The sequence below is a fragment of the Corynebacterium sp. HMSC072G08 genome, from assembly GCF_001809185.1.
In the GTDB taxonomy this organism is placed as follows: domain Bacteria; phylum Actinomycetota; class Actinomycetes; order Mycobacteriales; family Mycobacteriaceae; genus Corynebacterium; species Corynebacterium phoceense.
In genome coordinates, this window is record NZ_KV796445.1 from 1 (window position 1) to 20,856 (window position 20,856).

At 63.7% G+C, this 20,856-nt stretch carries 13 protein-coding genes and 1 pseudogene; 8 read left to right on the top strand and 6 right to left on the bottom strand.

Annotated elements, in window-relative coordinates; all coding sequences use genetic code 11:
• Positions 1–149: 149 nt before the first annotated feature.
• Entirely contained in the window at positions 150–1,613 is a 1,464-nt protein-coding gene (locus HMPREF2559_RS08990) for an MmpA family trehalose lipid delivery protein (RefSeq protein ID WP_066488675.1), read from the bottom strand.
• The gene (locus HMPREF2559_RS08995; RefSeq protein ID WP_070540410.1) at positions 1,606–2,658 is read right to left on the bottom strand and encodes a porin PorA family protein; all 1,053 of its coding nucleotides are present in this window, start codon (positions 2,656–2,658) and stop codon (positions 1,606–1,608) included. Before HMPREF2559_RS08995 ends, HMPREF2559_RS08990 begins: the two co-directional genes overlap by 8 nt.
• A 35-nt stretch (positions 2,659–2,693) precedes the next feature.
• Here HMPREF2559_RS08995 and HMPREF2559_RS09000 point away from each other — a divergent pair, with 35 nt between their 5' ends.
• A complete protein-coding gene (locus tag HMPREF2559_RS09000; protein WP_066488679.1) occupies positions 2,694–3,764 on the top strand; it encodes an acyltransferase family protein in 1,071 nt (356 codons plus the stop codon).
• On the opposite strand, the gene HMPREF2559_RS09005 is transcribed toward HMPREF2559_RS09000, so the two are convergent.
• From HMPREF2559_RS09005 to HMPREF2559_RS09015, 3 genes are read right to left on the bottom strand one after another with little or no spacing between them, the layout of a single operon-like run.
• Positions 3,668–6,733, bottom strand: a complete 3,066-nt coding sequence (locus HMPREF2559_RS09005; RefSeq protein WP_082750311.1) for an alpha-(1->3)-arabinofuranosyltransferase domain-containing protein — start codon at positions 6,731–6,733, stop codon at positions 3,668–3,670. The two genes, HMPREF2559_RS09000 and HMPREF2559_RS09005, sit on opposite strands and share 97 nt — an antisense overlap.
• On the bottom strand, positions 6,693–6,890 hold the full coding sequence (locus HMPREF2559_RS09010) for a DUF2613 domain-containing protein (RefSeq protein ID WP_066488687.1): 198 nt from the start codon (positions 6,888–6,890) through the stop codon (positions 6,693–6,695). The genes HMPREF2559_RS09005 and HMPREF2559_RS09010 overlap by 41 nt, the downstream gene beginning before the upstream one ends.
• Positions 6,891–6,930: 40 nt before the next feature.
• A complete protein-coding gene (locus tag HMPREF2559_RS09015; protein WP_231732342.1) occupies positions 6,931–7,428 on the bottom strand; it encodes a universal stress protein in 498 nt (165 codons plus the stop codon).
• Positions 7,429–7,527: 99 nt separating this feature from the next.
• Between HMPREF2559_RS09015 and HMPREF2559_RS09020 the strand changes: the two genes are divergently transcribed.
• From HMPREF2559_RS09020 to HMPREF2559_RS09045, 7 genes and pseudogenes are all read left to right on the top strand, one after another.
• Complete coding sequence (locus tag HMPREF2559_RS09020) at positions 7,528–8,712, top strand: glycoside hydrolase family 3 N-terminal domain-containing protein (RefSeq protein ID WP_066488703.1); 1,185 nt, start codon at positions 7,528–7,530, stop codon at positions 8,710–8,712.
• 34 nt (positions 8,713–8,746) lie between these two features.
• The gene (locus HMPREF2559_RS09025; protein ID WP_197429514.1) at positions 8,747–10,435 is read left to right on the top strand and encodes a VanW family protein; all 1,689 of its coding nucleotides are present in this window, start codon (positions 8,747–8,749) and stop codon (positions 10,433–10,435) included.
• A 15-nt stretch (positions 10,436–10,450) separates the two neighbouring features.
• Positions 10,451–12,221: pseudogene (locus HMPREF2559_RS09030) on the top strand (ABC transporter ATP-binding protein).
• Between the two features lie 640 nt (positions 12,222–12,861).
• Positions 12,862–14,334: a SpaH/EbpB family LPXTG-anchored major pilin gene (locus tag HMPREF2559_RS09035; protein ID WP_066488713.1), complete on the top strand. Its 1,473-nt coding sequence runs from the start codon at positions 12,862–12,864 to the stop codon at positions 14,332–14,334.
• Positions 14,335–14,527: 193 nt separating this feature from the next.
• Entirely contained in the window at positions 14,528–15,436 is a 909-nt protein-coding gene (locus HMPREF2559_RS09040; RefSeq protein WP_231725062.1) for a class C sortase, read from the top strand.
• Between the two features lie 37 nt (positions 15,437–15,473).
• Complete coding sequence (locus HMPREF2559_RS12490) at positions 15,474–16,292, top strand: isopeptide-forming domain-containing protein (RefSeq protein ID WP_230383976.1); 819 nt, start codon at positions 15,474–15,476, stop codon at positions 16,290–16,292.
• Entirely contained in the window at positions 16,292–19,798 is a 3,507-nt protein-coding gene (locus HMPREF2559_RS09045; protein ID WP_068801288.1) for a DUF6923 family protein, read from the top strand. Before HMPREF2559_RS12490 ends, HMPREF2559_RS09045 begins: the two co-directional genes overlap by 1 nt.
• A gap of 82 nt (positions 19,799–19,880) precedes the next feature.
• On the opposite strand, the gene HMPREF2559_RS09050 is transcribed toward HMPREF2559_RS09045, so the two are convergent.
• A complete protein-coding gene (locus HMPREF2559_RS09050) occupies positions 19,881–20,810 on the bottom strand; it encodes a class C sortase (protein ID WP_066512036.1) in 930 nt (309 codons plus the stop codon).
• Positions 20,811–20,856 lie beyond the last annotated feature (46 nt).

Sequence of the window (20,856 nt, forward strand, 5' to 3'; positions counted from 1 at the left end):
CGTTTTCTTCCTTGAGCCGAGAGACGAAAGTGGTCATGGCTTTGAAGCTATAAAAACCTGTCAAGGCCTGCAACGATGAGCGTGCAAATCTGTGGATAACTCGGCTTTTGCACAACCCAGTGGGCAACCATGAGCGCCTAGCCTGTGGATTACTCGGCAGAGGCGCGCCGGAAGGCGGCGACGAGGAGCACCGCGAGCGGCAGGAGCAGCCACGCGACGGTGAGAACCCACGGCGCGCGTGGGGCGGGGGCGTTCGTGGCGGCGACGACGCGGCCGTCCTCGACGATGGCGCCGATGCCGAGCCGCTCGAGCTCGGCCGTATCGCGGGCCTCCCACGCGGCGCGAGCGGCGACCCAACGAGGCGAGGGCGCATCGACGACCTGTCCGTCGACGACGAGCTCGCCGGAGGCGACCTGCGCGACCGCCTTGGAATACGGGTCCACGGCAGGTGCACGCGTGCCGTCCTGGGCGGTGACCTCGACGAGGCTGGGACGATCCGCGAAGAAGGTCGCGCGGCCGGAGAGCTCGCCCACGAGGCGGGCGTCGATGGAGGACTCGCGCGGGGCGAGGACGCTCACCGAGGTCGCGGCGTCGGGCATCTGGAGCACGAGACACACGAGCGCCGCGACGATGCCGCGCCGGTCGAGCGCGCCCAGCGCCGCGACGTAGGCCGGAAGCGCGAGGGCCACGAGCTTGCCGGAGTCGCGGAGGATGCCGGCGCCGGGGAAGGCGTCGATGACGCTCGCGAGTACGTCCGGCAGCAGCCAACACGCAATCGCCCCGCCCAGGCCCGCCGCGCCGAGCGCGAGCAGCGGCCACGATACGCGGCGCAGGCCCACGAGGACGCAGGCAAGCACTCCAAACCCGAAGACTGCGAAGCCCGCCTGGCGCGAAGCCGGGAGCGCGTCCGCGTTCCATAGACCGCCGAGCTGCAGCAGGGAGCCCAACGTCCCGGTGCCAGCCTCGGCGCGGGGGGCGAAGGCGGCGACGGAGGAGGGGGCATCGGAAAGCGGGGCGGGGTGGAGGGAGTCGATGAGCCCGGGCACGAGCCACGGGATGCAGACCGCGAGGCCCAGGCCCGCGGTGGCCAGGCGGCGGCCCTTGACCGTGGCGACGCCCGTGGCGAGACCGAGGAGCGCGCCGGTGGGCGTGAGAGAGGCGCCGAAGAGCGCGGCCCACGCGAGATAGGGGCGGCCGCGCAGTCCTGCGGCGGTGAGGAGTACGAGCAGCCACGCGGCGACGGCCAACGACCATTGGCCCTGGAGGAGGCGCTCGACGGTGAAGGGATTGATGACGGCGAGGAACATCGCGGGTGCCGGTGAACTCCGCGCTAGCAGCCATGCGCCCCAGGCGGCGGCCGCGGCGGCGGAGATGACGAGCGCGCGCAGCAGGAATGGTGCAGGCAGGAGCGTGGAGAAGAGGGCGAAGACGCCGTCCTGGGGAGCGGCGCGCGCGGCGAGGTCGCCAGCGCCGAAGTTGGCTGGGGTGAGCCCGAAGGTCTCGGGCACGGCCATGTCGCGCCAGAGGAACTCGGAGCCGGGCAGGAGGAACGGCCAGGTCACCGCGAGCACGAGCGCGGTGCCCCAGAGGACGGGCCAGGCGCGCCTAAACATGGTCGCGGCGGCGCAGGTACGTGAGCCCCGCGGCGGCGAGGAGCACGACAGCGAGCCCCTTGCCCACCCAGCTCACCAAGCCCATGGCCTTGTGGAGGCGAACCGTGGGGCGCGCGAGCTCAAGCGCGGAGTCCTGCGTGGCCTGGTCCCAGTGCAGATCGCCCACGAAGACGGCGCGGCGCTCGGGCGGGATCGAGGTATCGCGCGCCTGCTTGGCGTCCGTGGCCCAGACGAAGGAAAAATTTTCGTCTACGTCGAGGATGGTGCCCGTGGCCGGGTCGACGGTGACGGTGCGATCGACCGAATAGAACGAGTCGAGGACCACGGCGGTGTCCTTCTTCAGACCGAAGTGGGCGAGTTCCTCGTCCGTGTAGAAGTCCTCGGCGCGGCCGCGGCGACGCAGATCGTCCGGGGTGAACGTGGGATCATTTTCGGTCGCGTACTCGGCCGTGCGCGCGAGGATGTCTTGGGCCGGTAGGGCGTCGATGTGCTGGTGGAACTCGTAGACGTCGATTCCGCCGCGCTTGGACTTCCCCGTGTAGTCGATGGGTACGGCCTCTTGCGCGATGAAGTCGAAGTACGGGTAGGAACGCTGCTCCGTGTCGGCGGGGAAGAACGCGGTGAGCCCCTCCATGTCGCCGTTGTCGATGGACGCGTCGAGGTTGAGCTGCCGCACCGCGAAGGACTGGTGGCTCGCGAGACCCGCCTCCGGATAGGCGGATTCGCGGTTGAGCGTGAGCGAGGCGGACAGATGCGCGGATCGGTCTTCCGGCTGGCCCTCGGGCATGCGGTAGAAATCCTTGGTGGCGTCGAGCTGGACCAGCGCATCATCCTCCTCGTTCGGCGAGGTGATGTAGGTGTTGTCCATGCGCACCGTGGTCGCACCGGTTTCCACGAGGACCGCGGCTGGTTCAGTGACGGCGTGGAATTCCACGTCGTCGGCGAGCCGGATGGAGCGTCCCACCACGAGCGAGGGCACGAGCACGCCCGCGAGCAGCGCGAGGATCGCGGCGATAACGAGCCACGGCAAGGGCGAGCGGGCCATAAAGGGACATCCTTTGGTGCTAAGTTGGGCAGACGATGGCCAATACCTTACCGCAGCACGTACCCGCGTTAGACGGCCTGCGCGCGGTCGCGGCGCTGGGCGTGCTCGTCACGCACGTGAGCTTCCAGACCGCCACGGGCTGGGCCTGGGCCGAGCGGCTCGACTACTTCGTGGCGGTCTTCTTCGCGCTGTCTGCCTTCGTGCTGTGGCGCCGCCGCGACGCGCACTCGCCGGCGGGCTATTACCTCGCGCGCTTTCGCCGCGTTATGCCTGCGTATTGGGCTTGCGTAGCCGTGGTGTTCCTCGCGTTGCCCGGCGCGTCCTTCTCCGTGGTGCAGGTCCTGTCCACGCTCACCGCGACCCAGATTTACGTTCCGGACGGTCTGGCCTCCGGCGTGACTCAGCTGTGGTCGCTGTGCGTGGAGTTCGCGTTCTATCTCGTGCTGCCGTGGCTGCCTTCTTTCCGGTCGTTGCGCGCACGCCTGATCGCCCTCGGCTCCGTCGCAGCACTCAGCCTCGGCTGGGCGTGGGTTGCAGCCCCCATTGAGGACTTCACCGGCGTCAACGCGCAGATTTGGCCGCCCGCGTACGCCGCGTGGTTCGCCGTGGGCATGACCGCCGCGGAGCTCGAAGGCCGCGTTCGCGCCCCGCGCCGCGCGTGGCCGTTCTGGGTACTCGCCGCGGGGTGCGTGTGGCTCGGTTCCCGGGAGTGGTTCGGGCCGCAGGGACTGACGCACCCCACGCCCGGCGAGTTCGCGCGCCGCGTCGCAGTGGGCGCCGTCTTCGCCGCGGCCATCGTCGTGCCTTACGCGCTGGGCACGCGCTCACCCGTCCTGGAATCCCCTCTCATGCGTCGGCTCGGCCTGTGGTCGTACGCCATCTTCCTGTGGCACGTCGCCGTGCTGTGGGTCGTCTTTCCGCTCACCGGCTTGCCACTCTTTTCGGGCTATTTCTTCCTCGTGCTTATCGCGACGGCCGCGCTCACCATCCCTATCGCGGCGGCGAGCTACTACTGGGTCGAGGTCCCCGCGTCCGCGTGGCTGGCGGCCAGCGCGCCGAGGCTCGCGCCCGCGAAGGCCGCGAGCAGCCAGAAATCGCCCGCGTAGTGTCCTGAGCCCCAGGGCCCGCGCGCGAGGATGAGGCCCGCGGTGGCCATGAGTCCGGCGCACAGCCAGCTCGGGCGCAGAGTTGTCCACCGCGCCGCCGCGAAGCCGCCGATGCCCCCAGCAAGCCCCGCCGGGCCCGCCGCTGCCAGCGCCACGAGCGCCAGGAGCGGAACGGGAACCCGTGCCGCGTGTGCGAAGTGACCGCGGCGCGGGCGAGCGAGGAGGAGCAGGCAACCCGCCACCGTGAGCAGTGCGAGGCAGCCGCCGCCCAGCAGTGCGAGACGGTAAGCGCGCTCCCCGGCGAACTCCAGCCGGAACTCGCCCGCCGCGCCTGCCGGGATGACGAAGGCCTGGGACGCGGCGTCGACCTCGCGGGGCTCGAGTTCCGTGTCGCCGAGGTAGCCGCGCAGGCCCTGATTGAAGGCGCGCGTGGTGACGAGCAGGCGGTCCGAGTCTGCGGCGGTGATGTCGCGGCCGGTCGCGGCGTACGCGCCTGCGTCCGCCTCGCCGAGGCGGACGACCTTCGCCCGGGTGCGCAGCTCGTGCGTGCCCGCGGCCAGGGGGACGGTCGCGCCGGGCTCGTAGGTCTCGCCGTCGATGTCCACGGGGCGGTCTGCGTCGAGCTTCAGCGACATGTCCCGCGGGGCGGTGAACTCGCGAATGAGGACGCCGGTGTCCACGATGGCGCGCTGGAAGAGGAAGGCGCGCGCCTTCGGCGAGCTATCCGGCACAACGACGGTCCGGGTGATCTCATGCCCCTCGACCTGCGCGTTGGCGAGACCCACACGCTCGTGGAGCTCGACCCGCACCGCGCTCGCGGCCCCGCCGGGAATGCGGACCTCGGTGGGTTCTTCGCCGAGATCGACGTTCACGGAGGCGTCGCCGTTGCGGACCGTTACGGTCGTCTCCGCCGTCGCGGTGAGCGTGAGCGTCGAGCGCGCCGGGAACTCGCCTTCGAGTTCCAGCCAGCCCGTATCTCCAGGTGCGGGCCACCAGGCGGTGGAATCCTCCCCGTCTACCGCCGCGGTCACCGAGTGCGCCGGACGCGCTCCGCCCAGGGCATTCGCGTCCGCGGCAGAGCTCGACGCGCGCACGTGGCCGCCACGTTCCTCTACCGCCACAATCGGGCCCGCCGAGGGATAGTCGCGCTCCACGTTGTGCGAGCGCGTCGGCTCGTCTGCGGGCAGCGGCGCGGAGACCGGCCCGTCGAGCGTGCCGAAGTTTCGGTCCACGAGCAACGGCGTATCTGTGACGACGTCCGCGTCTGCGTCCACCAAGGAGTACGGCCCGCCAGGTAGGAAGGCGAGGGACTCGCCGCCGCCGGCCACGCGTACCGGGTCGGTGGAGCCGAGCAGCATGTCCGGCCGTTCGTTGAGGAGGATGACGTCCACGTCGCCGAAGGAGTGGACCTCGCCCGGGACGTCCTTGAGCGCGCCGTGCTTCTCCACGCCATTGCGGACGACGAGCGCGCCGATGCCCAGGCGCGTGAGCCCCGAGGCGTCGCCCGCCTGGAGCGCGGCCATGACGCCGTCGAGCCCGCGGATGGCCTCGGGCGGCACGAGCGGAATCGCGTCGCGCACGGCCCACGGCACGTCGAGCAGCGGCTGGAGCGGTTCGTCGCGCGTCCAACCCCAGTCCTCGCGCGCGAAAGAACGCTCGGGGAAAAAGAGGGTGCGCGTGCCCTGTGCATGGGCATTGAGGAAGTCCGCCGCGTCCTGCCAGTACTGCGGCACCGCCTCGTACGCCCCGCGCGGCAAGAGCCGGCCCGTGAACGCCGGGCTTGCCGATGCCCCCACCACCAGCGCCACGGCCACCAGCGCCGTCGCGCGTTGCCCAGAGTTGCGCTGGCGGCTTAGCGCCGCCCAGGCAAAGCCGATGCCGAGCGCGAGCGGCAGGCGCACGAGCGGATCGAATTTGTGGACGTTGCGCAGCGCCGCGCCGGAGCCGTCGAGGAAATCGAGGTAGCCCGCGTAGTGGCAGCCGAGGACCGCGACGCCCACAAGGAGCATCGCGGTCCACACACGCGGGGCCTTGGTGAGTCCCGCCAGGCCCACCGCGGCGACGAGCGCCGTGACGAGAACGAAGAAAGGCTCGGTGGCCAGCAACGTGCCGGCGAGGCGTTCATTGTCGACGAAGGGCGACCAGCTCGTGGTGCCCCGCAGGATCTCCGCGAGGTTGAGCCAGCGCGTCGTGACGAACGAAGACTCGATGTAGTCCGTAAACGGCGGCGCGTAGCGGCCCAGGATGAGAAGCGGACCGATCCACCACACGCTCACCAGCGCGCAGCCGGCGAGCCACGGCAGCAGCGCCCGGCGGTGATAGACAAGCGCCACAAGGGCGGCCGGGACGCAGGCCGCGAGCGTCGCCGTCGCGTTGACCGCGCCCATGCAGGCAACCGGCAGCGTCGCCGCGGCCGCCGTGCGCCAGGCGCTCGACCGCGTCCCGTCGGCCCGCGGAAGGAAGGGGAGCACGACCCACGGCGCGAGCATGACCGGCCACGTCTCCGAGGAAATCGCCGTGAGCGTGGTGAGCGTGCGCGGCGAGAGCGCAAACGCCGCGGCTGCGAGGCAGGCCGGCGCCGTGGCGAGGCCTACGCGCCGGGCGAGTGCGAGCGTTCCTGAAAAGCCCACGCCGAGCACGAGGGTCCACCAGGCGCGCTGCGCGACCCAGTCGGGGAGGGCATCGGAAAGCGCGAAGAACGCGCCTTGGGGAAAGAGGTAGCCGTAGGCCTGGTTTTGGAGCTGGCCCAGGGTGAAGGAGTCCGTCCACGCGTGCGCGGCGCCGGCGAGGAAGCCGGCGGGATCGACGGCGAGATCGTGCTTCGTATCGGCCGCGACGCGGCCCCACGGCTGCGTGAAGGCGAGGAGGGCGGCGAAAAGCCACCCGGCCGCATGCGCCGCCCAGGGGCGCGCGAAAAGCTGGGCCAAGCTAGTTGCGGGAGCCGTATTCCGGGCCGCCGAGCAAAGCATCATCCGCAGAGACCGCCGCCGAGGACGGGACGGTGTCTTGTCCGCTGAACTGGGCAATGCCCACGATGGCGACGACGCCGAGCGCGATGCCGACCACCGCGGAGCCCACGGCCGGGCCGAGGGTGCGCTTTGTCATGGAGTCGGATTCAAGTGCCATAAGGCCACATCCTAGCAGCCTGCTCACGCAGGTCCGCCGATTATTCGGCGGTGTCGGTGTAGTTCGCGTCGTTCGGGTCGTCCGGCTCCGGCGGGACAACGAGGACGGGACGGCCCGCGGTGCGCACGAGCTGGTCCGCGGTCGACGCGTTCCACCACGCCTTAAAGCCGGTGAGCGCGCGGGTGCCGGTGACGATGACGTCGACGTCGAGCTCCTCGGCGGCATCGGCAAGCGCCTCCGCGGTGGTGGTGACGACCTCGACGAGGTGCGCGCGGCCCGCCAGGCCGAGCTTCTCCGCGACGGCGACGCCCTTGCGGCACACGGCCATGGCCTCCTCGTAGGCTGGGTCTTCTTCCTGCGCCGCGTCATCGAGCGCATACGTGGACTGGTGCAAGCCCGTGCGGCCCAGGGCGCGGGCTGCCTGGCGCGCGGCGGGCTCCCACGCGGTGAGGATCTCCACGATGCCCGGGCGCAGCAGCTGTGCCGCATACTCGATGGCGCGGTCCGCCCGCTCGGAGCCGTCGTACGCAATCAACATGGTTTGACCTTTCATGGTCCCCCAGCCTAGCGCCCCACGCGCGCCAAGAAGGACCTTATGCATGCGAGATTTTCACTCATACGCCATACTGAGAAAACAATGAAGAAAATTCTCGCGCTCGCCGTCGTCGCGTCCGCGGCGGCGCTCGCAGCCTGCGACCCGCCAGGCGAAAAGCCCTCGCCCGCCTCCCTCGAGTCCGTGAGTGCGGGAGTTCTGGCGAGCCCGTCACCGGCGCCGACGTCCGCGCCTTCTTCTGCCGCCCCGTCCGACCCGGCGCCAGCGGCTCCGGACGTTCCCGCTGCGAACCCGCTCGTCCCACCGGAGCAGCGCCGCGCGGCGGCGGCCTCACTGCTCATGCCTGCCGTGGTCAACTACGACGACGCGCTGGCTAAGCTGCAGGCCGGTGTGGGCGGCATCTTTATCGTGAGCTGGGCTGACCCGGGGCTGCTCACGCAGCCAGGCCGTGACCTGCACGCGCTGCGGGAGGCTGTGGGCCGTGACTTTGAGATCTCCATCGACTTCGAGGGCGGCCGCGTCCAGCGCTTCTCGGAGGTTCTCGGGTCCTACCCGTCGGCGCAGCAGATGGCGCAAGGCACACCCGAACAGGTCGAGGGCACCGCGTTCCAGATTGGCCAGACGCTCGCTGCGTACGGCATCACGCTGGACTTCGCTCCCGTGCTCGACGTGGGCGGCGCGGATCTCGACGTGGTAGGTGACCGTGCGTATTCCACGCACCCCGTGCGCGCCGGCGAGTACGGCGCCGCGTTCGCGCGCGGCCTAGAAAACGCAGGCGTCGATGCCGTGTTTAAGCATTTTCCGGGCCACGGCCGCGCCTCCGGAGACACGCACCTGGGAGCTGCGGTGACGCCGCCGCTGCCGGAGATGGAGGCCTTTGACATCGTGCCGTGGGACGGCGCGCTGCCCGGCGAACCGCGCGCGGATGCGATGGTCGGACACATGGTCGTGCCGGGGCTGGGCAATGGCGTCACGCCGTCGAGTCTCAACCCCGCGGCGTATGAACTGCTGCGCACCCGCGAGCACTTTGGCGGCCGGATTTTCACCGATGACCTCACTGGTATGGCGGCGATTACCAGCCGGTATACCCCAGAGCAGGCCATCGTCACGGCGCTCGCCTCGGGCGCGGATGTGGCACTGTGGTCGACGGCCACGGATATCAACTTCATCATCGACCAGGTGGTCGGTGCGGTGGAGGTCGGTATCATTCCTGAGCAGCGCTTCGCGGATGCCGTCGCACATTCTGCGGCTGGACTCGCCCCGCGCTAACGTTTTCGCGCTTCAAACGATAACCTTAAGTGTTGTGAAGAAAGCAGTAGGAAAGCGCAAGTCTCAAGGGCTCATCATCACCCTCGCGGTGGTGCTGGGGTTTTTGGTGCTCGCCGGGGTCGCATACGCCCTCGATATCGCCCAGAACCAGGGTAAAGTTCCGCGCGCGACGAGCGTGGGCGGCGTCGACATCTCGTCCATGGAGCGCACTGCCGCGGTGGACAAGCTCCAGAAGGAGCTCGGCGGCATCGAGAATCAGGTCGTTACCGTGCGCGCGGGGGAGAAGCACAGCGAACTGCTGCCGTCTGCCTCCGGCCTCGCTATGAACTTCCAGAAAGCCGTGGACGGCATTCCTGACGCCTCGCTCAATCCGTTGACGCGCGTCGCGTCCTTCTTTATGGACCCGCGCGAGCAGCCCGTCGCCGTGGACGTCGATGACGCCGCGCTGAACAAGGAGCTCGAGCGTGTCAAGGGCGAGCTGTCCATCGCTCCCGTCGACGGCGCCTTGGCCATCGAGAACGCAGACTTCAAGGTCACAGACCCCAAGCTCGGCCAGACGGTCGACCCCGCTCAGCTTTCCGATGCCGTCCAAGCCGACTGGCTCGACCCCGCCGGCGTCGAGGTGGAACCGCAGGTCGTCGAACCCGCCATCAATGACCAGGTCATCGAGGACATGCAAAAGGGCGAGGCGAAGACCGCGCTCGATAAGAACCTCGTGGTCAAGGGTGACAAGGACGTCACGGCGACGCTCGACCGTGGCGCCATCGCGCAGTTCGTCTCGATTTCCTCAAAGGACGGAAAGCTCGTTCTCAATATCGACGACGCGAAGGCGCAGGAGCTGCTTGCTGCGCAGCTTGCGGATTCCGAGGTCCCCGGCGAGAACGCCAAAGTGAGCTTCGCCGGCGGCGGCAAGTCCGTCACGCCGTCCCAGGACGGCAACGTCGTCAACTGGGAAGAGACCATGAAAGACTTCGACTCCCGCGTGCGCAGCGACGACAAACGTGAGTGGGAGGCGGCGTACAAGCCGGAGCCGGCCACGTTCACCACGGAAGAAGCCGAGGCCTCGACCTTCGACCAGGTCGTGAGCGAGTTCTCCACCGGCGGCTTCTCTGGCCCCTCGGGCGAGAACATCCGACTCGTCGCGCAGACCGTCAACGGCGCCGTGGTCAACCCGGACGAGACCTTCTCGCTCAACGGCTACACCGGTCCGCGCGGCACGGCGCAGGGGTACGTCGAGTCCGGCATCATCATCAACGGCCACTCAGGCACGGCCGTGGGCGGCGGCATCTCGCAGTTCGCGACGACGCTCTACAACGCGTCCTACTTCGCGGGCATGGAAGACGTCGCGCACACCCCGCACTCCTACTACATCTCGCGCTACCCGGCCGGCCGTGAGGCCACCGTCTACGAGGGCGCCATTGACCTGCAGTTCAAGAACACCTCGGACCACCCGGTGCGCATCGACACCTCCTTCGGTGGCGGCCAGATCACCGTCCGCTTCATGGGTGTGAAGACCGTCAACGTCGAGTCCGTGAACAACGGCCGCTGGGCCACGACTCAGCCCACTAGGATGACCGTCACCGATGACTGCTCGCCGTCCTCCGGCGCGCCGGGCTTTACCACCTCGGATACGCGCGTGATCAAGGACCTCTCCGGCAAGGAAATCTCCCGGGAGACCACCACCACGGTCTATGACCCGCAGCCTATCGTTACCTGCGGTTAAGCCACGACCCGGCCGATGCACACCGCGGTGAAGGACCCCGCGGACGTCGATCAGCTGGCCCAGCACCCAGTGAAGTTTGGTCGCGTCGCCGGCATCTTCGCAGCCCACCGCGGCACGCTGCTTGTGGTGGTAGCGCTCATCATTGCGACTTCTGGGCTGACCGTGGTGCAGCCTTTCTTGGTGCGCCGCACCGTGGACGAGGCCATTCCTGAGCACGACACCACGCTGCTTCTGTGGCTGGTGGGCGGCATGCTGGCCATCACCGTGGTCTCTCAGGCCATCGGCGTTATCCAGTCCTTTTTATCCGCGCGGGTGGGGCACACCATCATGCACGAGCTGCGCACGCAGGTCTTTGCTAACCTGCAGCGCCAGTCGCTGCAGTTCTTTACCAATAACCGCGGCGGCGAAATCCAGTCCCGCTTGACTAACGACATCGCGGCCATGCGCGGCATGGTGACCACCACGGCGACCTCTGTGGCCAGCAATCTCACCATGACGGTGGCCACGCTGGTGGCGATGGTCGCGCTCTCACCCACGCTCTCACTGTTGTCCCCTGGTGGTGCTGCCGCCCGCCGTGTGGCTCACCCGCCGCGCCGCCGTTCTGCGTTGCAGCCTCATGGAGAAAAACAGCCGCGCGCAGGCGACGTTGCAGCAGACCATTTCGGAAAACCTATCCGTGTCCGGCATGCGCCTGGCGGCAACGCTGGGCGCGCAGGAACGCGTCTATGACGGGTTTGAGAAGACCTCGCGCTCCCTGATCCGCCTGGAGCTCGAATCGCAGCTGGCCGGGCTCTGGCGCATGGCGCTGACCCAAATCATCTTCGGCGTGATGCCGGCGCTGATTTACCTGGTGGCTGGCCTGCGCCCGGGGATTACGATTGGCACGCTCATCGCCTTTTCCACCCTGCAGACTCAGATATTCCGCCCCATCACTGACCTGCTCAACGTGGGCGCGCAGTGGGTGGCGTCGATGGCGCTGTTCAGCCGCATCTTCGAGTACCTGGACCTGGAGCCCGAACTCACGGAAGCCACCGAGCCCGCGCAGCTTGCCGACGCCTCCCTCACCCTCCAGCACGTTTCCTACCGCTACCCAGGCACCGACACCGACGCGCTTTCCGACGTCTCCCTCACCATCCCCGCCCACACCACCACCGCCCTGGTTGGGCATACCGGTTCCGGCAAGTCCACGGTGGCCGCGCTTCTGGCGCGCTTGGCCGATCCGACTGAAGGCTCCGTCACCTTGGGCGGTGTCGACCTGCGTGATGTACCGGCGGAGCAGCGCGCTGAGGTCATCGGCGTGGTTTCCCAGGAAACCTACCTGATTCACGGCACGGTGCGGGAGAACCTCCTCTTTGCGCAGCCGGGTGCTAGCGAGGGAGAGATGTGGGCGGCGCTGCATGCCGCGCGCGTGGACGAGGTCATCGCCGCGCTTCCAGAAGGCTTGGACACAGTGGTGGGCTCGCGCGGCTACCGTTTCTCCGGCGGTGAGCAACAGCGCCTCTCGCTGGCCCGCACACTGCTGCGCCGCCCGCGGGTGCTCATCCTGGATGAGGCCACCTCGGCCCTTGACAACGAAACCGAACGCGCCATCCAGGAAACAGTCATTGGCGCGGACGCTACCCGCCTGGTCATTGCGCACCGCCTGTCCACCATCCGCGATGCCGACCAGGTCGTTGTCCTTGACGCCGGCCGCGTGGTCGAGCGCGGCACCCACGCCGAGCTGCTCGCTCGTGGTGGTGCCTACGCGGCGCTGCTTCGTGCTGCGTCCGCGGCTGACGCTTCGTAGAGGGCTGCTCCAGAGAATCTTAACGCTATTAACTTTCAGTCATGTGGCTTGTTGAAAGCTGAGTATCTGAATGGTTTTGGAATACCCCTGGGCCTTCTTGGTGATACTTCCTTTTGTCGGGCTGCTGAAGGCTCTGGATTATCTGCTGATATTGGCAGTATTAATGGTTGTTTTACTGCCGCAGGAGGGTACTCTCCGGAAAACCATTCCTCTGTGTGATGGTCGCTTGCTATGTGACGGGTGTAAAATCGAATAGGTTTACCCCCTCCAAGGGGTAATGAGTTCAATTTCACACAAAACTATATGACTTTTCAAAAACGGTTGTTGACCTGCGAAAAAGGTTTTCATGCTAGCGTGGATGAAGCGGAGCCTTGAGCGATCTGGCTGAATCTCCGGGGGGGAGCTTTGGTCGGGGGCTTTGCCTCAGGTGCTGGGTGTAGGATCTAGTTATGTAATCCACAGGCCATCGTTAGTTAAGGCTAGGGCCTGCGCAGGCGTTTCCACCTGAAAACTGCTCTCGGCAGGCGAAAGAATCTTAGCAACGGGTCAGGTCATGGTGCGTGAACCGTGGGGAATGGATTGCACACAGCTAATGAGACGTGGTATCTCATTTCAGAACTCGTGTAAAGGACCAGTTTCCGTGAACAAGATCTCTCGTACCGCTCGTTCAGTTGCCTTCGCTGCTATCGCCGGACTCGCTTTGGGCGTTTCCGCTCCGGGTGCACTGGCCCAGGAGAACCCTGGCGCTGAGCAGGGGGCCGTGAACAAGGCAAACATCGATTTCACTAAGAAGGGCTCGATCACCCTCTACAAGAAGAAGGGCGCCGAAACCGCTAATCGGGCCACTGGTAAGGAAATGGCGGGCGTCCCGGGTGAGGCACTGTCTGGTGTGACCTACAAGATCACCAAGCTTAATTACGACCTGCAGAACGGTGATTGGGCGACGTTCCCGAAGACCGCTGCCGATGCCAAGGGCCACGAGACCGACACGACTGTTGAGGGGATCACTGGTGACGACGGCAAGGTGGCCTTCGAAAACTTGGACTTGGGTATCTACTTGGTAGAAGAGACGAAGGCTCCGGCCGGCATCGTTGCTGGCGCTCCGTTCATCGTGTCGGTGCCGATGGTCAATGAGGCTTCCGATGCGTGGAACTACGATGTCGTGGCCTACCCAAAGAACACCGAGACCAAGACCGAGAAGACCGTCAAGGACGCCGACAAGCACATCCAGGACGCATACACCTACACCATTAACGCCGACGCTCCGACTTTCGGCACAGATAAGACTCTGAAGAAGTTTGTCTTCTCTGACCAACTGGATGCTCGCTTGGAGTTCGACAAGGTTACTGAAGTTAAGGCCGGCGATGTCGTTCTGACAGAGGGCGACTACACCATCGACGCACCTGCTGCTGGCAACACCAACACTCTTACTGTGACCCTGACTGATCAGGGCTTGGCTAAGGTGGCCTCGGGTGCCAAGATGTCGCTAACCTTCGCCGTCAAGCGCAAGGAGGTCGGCGACACCACTGAATTGAAGAACCAGGGTACGGTCATCTTCAACAACCCGAACACCGACAAGGATGTCGAGAATAAGACTAATGAGGTCGTGACCTACCACGGCAAGCTGAAGGTGGTGAAGAAGGATGGCAAGGAAGCCGGCAAGGTCCTGCAGGGTGCGGAGTTCGAGCTCTACCGATGTGCCTCCGCGCAGGATAAGCTCGAGAACCCGCTGACGGTAAACGGTGTGGACAAGTGGACCACTGGTGAAGACGGCACTATTACCATCGACGGCCTGCATGTCACGGACTTCGCGGACAACGCACAGGTCACTGACGTGAAGAAGTTCTGTCTGAAGGAGACCAAGGCTCCGGCCGGCTATGCGCTGCCGGAGAAAAACATTACTGAGATTGACTTCACTCGCGACAACATCGCGAAGACTGGTGAGCTCAAAGGCGATGACAAAGTCACCCTCGTCTCTGAAATCGAAAATATCAAGCGCGACACCCCGAACCTGCCGATGACCGGTGGTGCCGGTGTGGGCATCCTGGCTGCTATTGGCGCAGCAATTGTTGCTGCTGGTGCTTGGTTCGCTCGTCGTACCGCGCGCAACTAATAGCCGGGCGTAGTTCCGGTGGCGCAGACTGTCCATGATGGTCTGCGCTGCGGGTCGGGTAATCAAAATATGGTGCTCGACCCAGTGAGGGGACTGGGCTAGGTATAGACTTCAGTCCCCTTCATTCTCTTTCGTTGTAATCCCGGTCGCGCTGCGCTAGCGCGTGGGGCATTGTTTTGGGTGGTGCGGGTCGTTGACTACGGTGGTAGGCCAAAATGCAGGTCGACGGCACAGGCGCCGTGGAGGCCTAGTCCTTCCGGCGGTAATCGTTGTCGTTGGGTTGTTAGTGATGCTGTACCCAGTGGTCTCGACCGCATGGAACAATTGGAACGCCTCAAGAGTGGCGCAGGAATATGCGCGACTGGATAAAGAGACACCGGTGCAGGTGCAGGATTCGGTTTGGGATGCTGCACATGCATACAACGAGGAGCATACGTCGGGCCCAATCTTGGATCCGTGGCTGAACCGTATCGGGGTAGACAATCCCGACTATGAGGCTTATTTGAAGCAGTTGGGCGAGAACGAAGCGATGGCTCGCCTCGTGTTTCCAGCAGTAGACGTTGATCTTCCGGTATTTCATGGCACCGCAGATAAGACACTGCAGCGTGGTCTGGGGCATTTGTATGGTTCTGACCTGCCGGTCGGTGGACCAGGAACCCATTCCGTCATTACGGGGCATACGGGTCTGGCAAATTCGACGATGTTTGATCACCTCGACTCTGCCACCGAGGGAGATGTGTTCTATATCCAGGTTGCTGGCCACAAATTGAAGTACGTCGTCGACAGCATTCAAGTGGTTCTGCCGAGTGAAGTTGATGGCCTACGGCCAGTCGCCGATCAGGATTACGTCACGCTGATTACGTGTACCCCATACGGGATCAACACTCATCGCTTGCTGGTGCGTGGCCATCAGGTTCCTATGGAGCCTGGGGAGGAGTCGGTGTTTGAAAACTCCCATGGTCCGGGCTGGCAATGGTGGATGTACGCGCTTTTGGCTGCAGTGATTGTCATTGGTTGCTGGCTGGTGTGGTGGCTGCGACGGCACCAGGCGGCTGTCGGAGCACAAGAAGTTATTAATGAAGAAAGTAGCGTGCGGGAGTAAGGCGATGCAGAGGTTGACAAGTACATGGTCGGCCCAAATGGCTGCCGTCGGAGTGGCGTGTGCAATTGCATTTGCTGGGCCGGGCATGGTTGCTGCGGGAGCGGTACAGGTTGCCGGGCAGCAGACTACTGGTGCGGAGCGCACCGTGGACTCGGATACGGTGACTGTTCGGCTCACGCAGGGCAATCCCGACGACGATGGGCAGGCACCCTCGGGGCAAGTCCAGGGAGTCACGATTCATCTAGCCCGGCTTGCCGGCCTAGATCCAAACAACGCTGACGATGCAGCACGCGTGCAAGACGCGAATCTGGACGAGATTCGTGAATGGCGTAGCGACGTGCACGTGGATCAGGTCACCGATGCCAATGGAGAGGTGACGTTCGATGGTCTAGCGGATGGCTTCTATGTGGTGACATCTTCGGCCCCGGATGATTCCTATCGGGAGATCAACCCGTTTGTGGTGGCGGTTCCGTTCCACACCGTGGTGGATAACCCGAATCCGGTACCAGGAGTAATCGTGGCTAAGACCCACAAACCGGGTGAAACGCCGACGCCAACCACGTCGTCATCTACTCCGAGCGCTCCGCCGTCACGCCCGAATACCCCGCAAACACCTCCGAACTATCCACCGACTAAACCAGGGAAGCCGCCTCACCAACCCGAGACAACGCCGTCGGCTACTCCAAGTGCCGGTAAGACCTCAACCCCAGCAGTGTCGTCGGGCAATGGTGGCTCATTGGCGATGACCGGTGCACAGGTACTCGGTGTCGTTGCCGCAGCGTTGGCGTTGATCGCCACTGGTTTCGTGATGATTGCCTTTAGCCGTAGGAAGAATTCAGAAAGCGAGGGACGCTAATGTCCTGGACAGATTCTCATCTGGTCGAGCCGGTAGCGTATCGCTGGCGCGTCGTAGGGGCGTTTGCTGCGGCGCTGGCCCTAGTTTTTAGCGTCGCTGCACCGGCTGCTCTTCCAGGTTTCGTTGGCGCTGTCGCCGAGGCACAAACCACAGCGTTGCGTGCCGAGCTTGATTCCTCAGACCAGCTGAGCATTCCCGCTGGCGACAGCGCTACATTTGAAGGCCATTTTGTCGATGGCGGAACGGTGGAAGAGCTGGAGTTCACTACCAAGGTTTCGCAGCTTGAATTCGAAGGCGCGGCATTCACGCTGACAATCGCCGGTGAGGAGATCCCCGTTCGCGAAGGCGACAATCTCGTTGTAGATACGACGAGCAATGCAGTGACTTTCCACGTCACCGGACTCAATGCCGATGTACCCGCAGGAGCAGCTTTTTCATTGAACACCCCGGCGGTCGCAGAGGAATCCGAGCTGAGCGGGATATCCGTCGATGCGTCTGGTTTAGTCGAGGAAAACGCTAGTACTTCTGTAAATGAAGACAGCGAAGCTTCGGAAGCGCCCGCGGAGGACGGCGAGTCGTTGGAGGTTTCTGACGTCGACGCGGCCCCAGCACGCCTGATGGCAGCACCGAACATTACTCCGTACGCTGCCGGTGACCACACCATCACAATCCAGAACGATGGATATGTGCTCAAGGGAAACCGCTATATTCCGAACTTCAAAATCCCAGCTACAGAGCTTCCGACAGGCAGAATGACCATCCCGGATGGCACGGTGGTTACTTTAAAGTCCAACGTCAATAGCTACCTTTCGACAGACCCTAACGATCTTACTGTCTATTACACCGGTGCTAATGGCGGCTGGTACGAGGCCAAGGCAACCTATAAGAAGATCAGTGCTAAGGAATACCACGTCACCCTCCCACAGATCGCTATTGGCGGTAACGCCCAGATTCAGTTCAAGGGTGTTCATCGTGGACCGGCTAATACGGTGTTTACGGCCTCTTTTACCGTGCCAGATCCGAAACAGTGTAAAGACGACACAACAGTCGAACGTAGACAACCAAAGCGTGAGCTGACTGCCGAGGAGTATACCGACGGTAGCCCAGTCTATGTCGTAACCAGTGAACCAAAGGATCTTCGCCGAGATACGTCTATCCTGAGCCGGCAAGTAAATCAAGGCCGAGACTTCCGGTCAGTGGGGGAAAAGTCGCCTTGGGTTTACAATGCGCTGGCATTCAATACAAATGATAATTGGCTCTATGCCGTGAGCCAGAAACGTGGCCTGAACGGTGATCCGTGCTACCCTGCCGGAAACCTTCTTCAGATCAATCCCGCCACGGGTGAGGTGCATAATCTTGGTCCGATTCTCGCGCCAGGAAGCAGTGGCACGCCATTTGAGAGCGAAGGCGACCGAGACTTCCTTAACGCAGGCGTGTATACCAGCGAGGGGTTCTTCGTGGGTAACGCTTCGACGTCTGGTACGCGCCATCTCTACAAGATTGATCCTGACAAGCTAACTGCTGACCGCACATTGGGCAACGCGACGTCCTACGCCGAAGACTGGGCCGTGCTCCCCCAAGCCCAGAAATACATGTGGGGTTTCCAGAGTAAGGCAAAAGCGGGCGATAGGCTTATTCTTGAGCGCATCGATACACAGACCGGCGCAATCAAGACTTGGGATCTCACAGGGATCAAAACCCTGGATGGCCGTACGATCTCTAATCCATCGGCCTCTTGGGGCAAGGCGTGGACCTATTCCAACGGTAACCTCGGCTTTGGCTCAGGCAGCAAAGATGCAAACCAGCTGGGCTTCGAGCTAAAGATCACCAACCCCGATTCCGATAAGCCGACATTTGAGCTGGTTAACATTATGGATAACCTGCCGGCTTCTTTCAACACGGACGCCGCCTCCGACCTAGTGCCGCCACCGCCAGAGCTGCAATCAAATATTGCGGTGAAGAAGCAACGCTCGGAGACCAAGGTGGTAAACGGCGAGGTGCGTACTTTCTGGACCATCTCCGTGGAAAACACCACGGATAACACCAGTTCGGGCGGCACATTCTGGGAGTACCTACCAACGGATACTCACTATGGTGTGAACGCTTCCGGTCCCACTGCGAAATTCGAGGGATTTGGAGCAGGATCTACCCAGGTCAACGGTCGTGGGCCAGGACCTGACCAGATTGCGCCGGGAACTGGTATTTATGCAGGCATGATTGTCCCGTCCGGAGCGGACGGTGAGTCTCGATACATGATGGGCTATGTTGGTACTCTTCCAGGGCGCGCGAAGGTAGAGTATGTCGTCTCTGCGCCGGTGCGAACAGACGAATACGGGAACCTTAAGACGGTGTGTAGTCCGAACAAGGTTGCTTTTCAGGCTACAGACGGGGAGTCGAGCCCGGCTGAAGATGACAACGTCGCTACAGAAGCCTGCTTCAGCAAGGTTGCCGTCGACAGCACACCGCAACCTGTTCCTGGTGCAGCGAATGAATACACTGCGAAGTACAACGTCGTAGTTGAGACACCCGACGCGCCTGGGTTCGACACCAACGAAGTGATCTACGGCAAGCTCACGGACACCCCGAAGTTCGTTGGTGCTGCTACAGTTATTGGCGCCTCCGTCGTATTCAAGGACGAGTTCAACAAGACCAGCCAGCCGCGTGCGTACCAAGGTGCCGGCCCCTTTGAGCTCAACAAGAATGGCACTCCGAAGATCATTAAACCCAAGGGTGTTGACGGAAGCACTGGGCAGCACGTCTACGAGGTAACGGTGCGCTTCAAGCTGGATCGTTCGAAACTGGACAGCACCTCCGTCCCAGCCGGTTACCCGAGTCAACCTTCAGGAAACACCCGCTGCTACACCAAGGATGGCCTACATGAGCCAAAGTTTGGTCTCATGAACGAGGCAGAAATGGGCGGCTGGAAGGATACTGACTGTATCCCGCTGGAGACGGAAACGATGGACGTCCTGCTCGAAAAGGCGAGCTATAACCCGGACAACCCGGACGAGATCCAAACAGACGGGTTGCTTGGCGGCGCGCAGTTCACAGTCCACCGCGGTGACGCTGACGGAAACCTTAGGCTGAACGCAGATGGCAGCGTTAACACTGATGTTAACCCCGTGGTGAAGCAATCCACGACCACCACCACGGGCCGTGTGAAGCTCGAAGGCTTGGACGCCCCTGGCGTTTATTACCTCATCGAGACCAAGGCGCCGAACGGCTATAATCTGCTGCCCGCGCCGATCAAGTTCTCGACGGAGTGGGATCAGAATGGCAATGCAGTCATCAAGGTGCTCTCCGGAGGGACCGCGATCACCAGTAATAGGTGCGCTGAGTCTGACACCGCTGCCAACTGTGTGAAGAAGATCGGCGTCCTTCAGGTCGCTGACATCACCAAGGGTGCACTGCCCAAGACCGGTGGTGAGGGCGTAGGCCTGTGGGCGCTCGCGGGCGCCGCGATTGTCGCGGTCGGGTACCTTGCTTTGCGACGTCGCCCGGCGTAGAACCACCACTTGCGGCAACTTTTAGAAAAGGCCCGCTCTTCCAACCAGGGAAGGGCGGGCCTTATTGCATGCGCATTGTCGGTTAGGAGTCTTGCGGGTCGTCGTCAAGCGCGGCGTCCTTGGCGTTGCTGACATATTTGCGCCACCAGTAGATGAGCAGAAGCACGATGATGGCAGCGGCTGCCAGAATGGCCCACATCCACCACTGCCATTGAGCGCCCGAGTTGTTGAATGCGGCCTCGTCTTCCGGTTCCATCGGCACACGGTGGCCTGTGACGAGCAAGCGGTGGGTATTTACGCCGTAGGGAGTGCAGGTAATGAGCGTAACGAGGTCCTGGCCTGGCTCACGGTGGAGCGAGCTGGTGTCTGTTGGCTCGACGACCCGAATATCGTGTACGTCGTATTTGAGCTTCTCGCCGCCGGCGGCGATGTAGAAAGCATCGCCCTTCTTGACCTTGGTGAGGTTGTCCCACAGCGTGGCATTTTGTAGGCCAGTGTGGGCGGAAAGTGCTGCGTGCCGACCCGCGCCATCACCTACGCCGCCGACAGGTAGGTCCGTGCCATAGAGGTGGCCAGCGCCGCGGGAGAGTGCTTTTTCTGAGGTGCCGTGATAAATGGGCAGATCGGAATCGATGGAGGGGATAACAATGCGGCCCATGGCATCGGTCTCCGACAGCACAGACAGGTATTGGCGGTAGCGCTGGTACTCGGGAGAGCTCTCGTCATCGGTGGTGGTCCAAGCGTCTTCCACACTGATGTGGCCCAGCTGGGCGTTGTAGGCCTGTGCCTCCTCCCAGGCGGTGTGCAGTACTTCTGGCGGGGCTTGCTTCTCCAGCTTGGCGTATTCCTCTGCGGCACGCGATTGGTTAAAGTTATTCCACTGCGTGGCCACCACGGGGTAGAGCAAGACACCGAGGCCGACGAGGATCAGAATTAACGCAATGATGGCGTTGCGGTTGACGCCTTTCTTCTTGGGTGCGTCGCTGATTTCCGCTGGTTCGTGCTTGCCCATTGTGTCCTGCCTGTGTGGGGTCTGTTACCGCATGCCCTGGTATTGA

Bases quoted from the DNA above. Each gene is read 5' to 3' on its own strand.
- HMPREF2559_RS08995 (WP_070540410.1), bottom strand. From the start codon at position 2,658: ATGGCCCGCTCGCCCTTGCCGTGGCTCGTTATCGCCGCGATCCTCGCG.
- HMPREF2559_RS09045 (WP_068801288.1), top strand. From the start codon at position 16,292: ATGTCCTGGACAGATTCTCATCTGGTCGAGCCGGTAGCGTATCGCTGG.
- HMPREF2559_RS08990 (WP_066488675.1), bottom strand. From the start codon at position 1,613: ATGTTTAGGCGCGCCTGGCCCGTCCTCTGGGGCACCGCGCTCGTGCTC.
- HMPREF2559_RS09010 (WP_066488687.1), bottom strand. From the start codon at position 6,890: ATGGCACTTGAATCCGACTCCATGACAAAGCGCACCCTCGGCCCGGCC.
- HMPREF2559_RS09050 (WP_066512036.1), bottom strand. From the start codon at position 20,810: ATGGGCAAGCACGAACCAGCGGAAATCAGCGACGCACCCAAGAAGAAA.
- HMPREF2559_RS09015 (WP_231732342.1), bottom strand. From the start codon at position 7,428: ATGTTGATTGCGTACGACGGCTCCGAGCGGGCGGACCGCGCCATCGAG.
- HMPREF2559_RS09020 (WP_066488703.1), top strand. From the start codon at position 7,528: ATGAAGAAAATTCTCGCGCTCGCCGTCGTCGCGTCCGCGGCGGCGCTC.
- HMPREF2559_RS09005 (WP_082750311.1), bottom strand. From the start codon at position 6,733: ATGCTTTGCTCGGCGGCCCGGAATACGGCTCCCGCAACTAGCTTGGCC.
- HMPREF2559_RS12490 (WP_230383976.1), top strand. From the start codon at position 15,474: ATGGCTGCCGTCGGAGTGGCGTGTGCAATTGCATTTGCTGGGCCGGGC.
- HMPREF2559_RS09000 (WP_066488679.1), top strand. From the start codon at position 2,694: ATGGCCAATACCTTACCGCAGCACGTACCCGCGTTAGACGGCCTGCGC.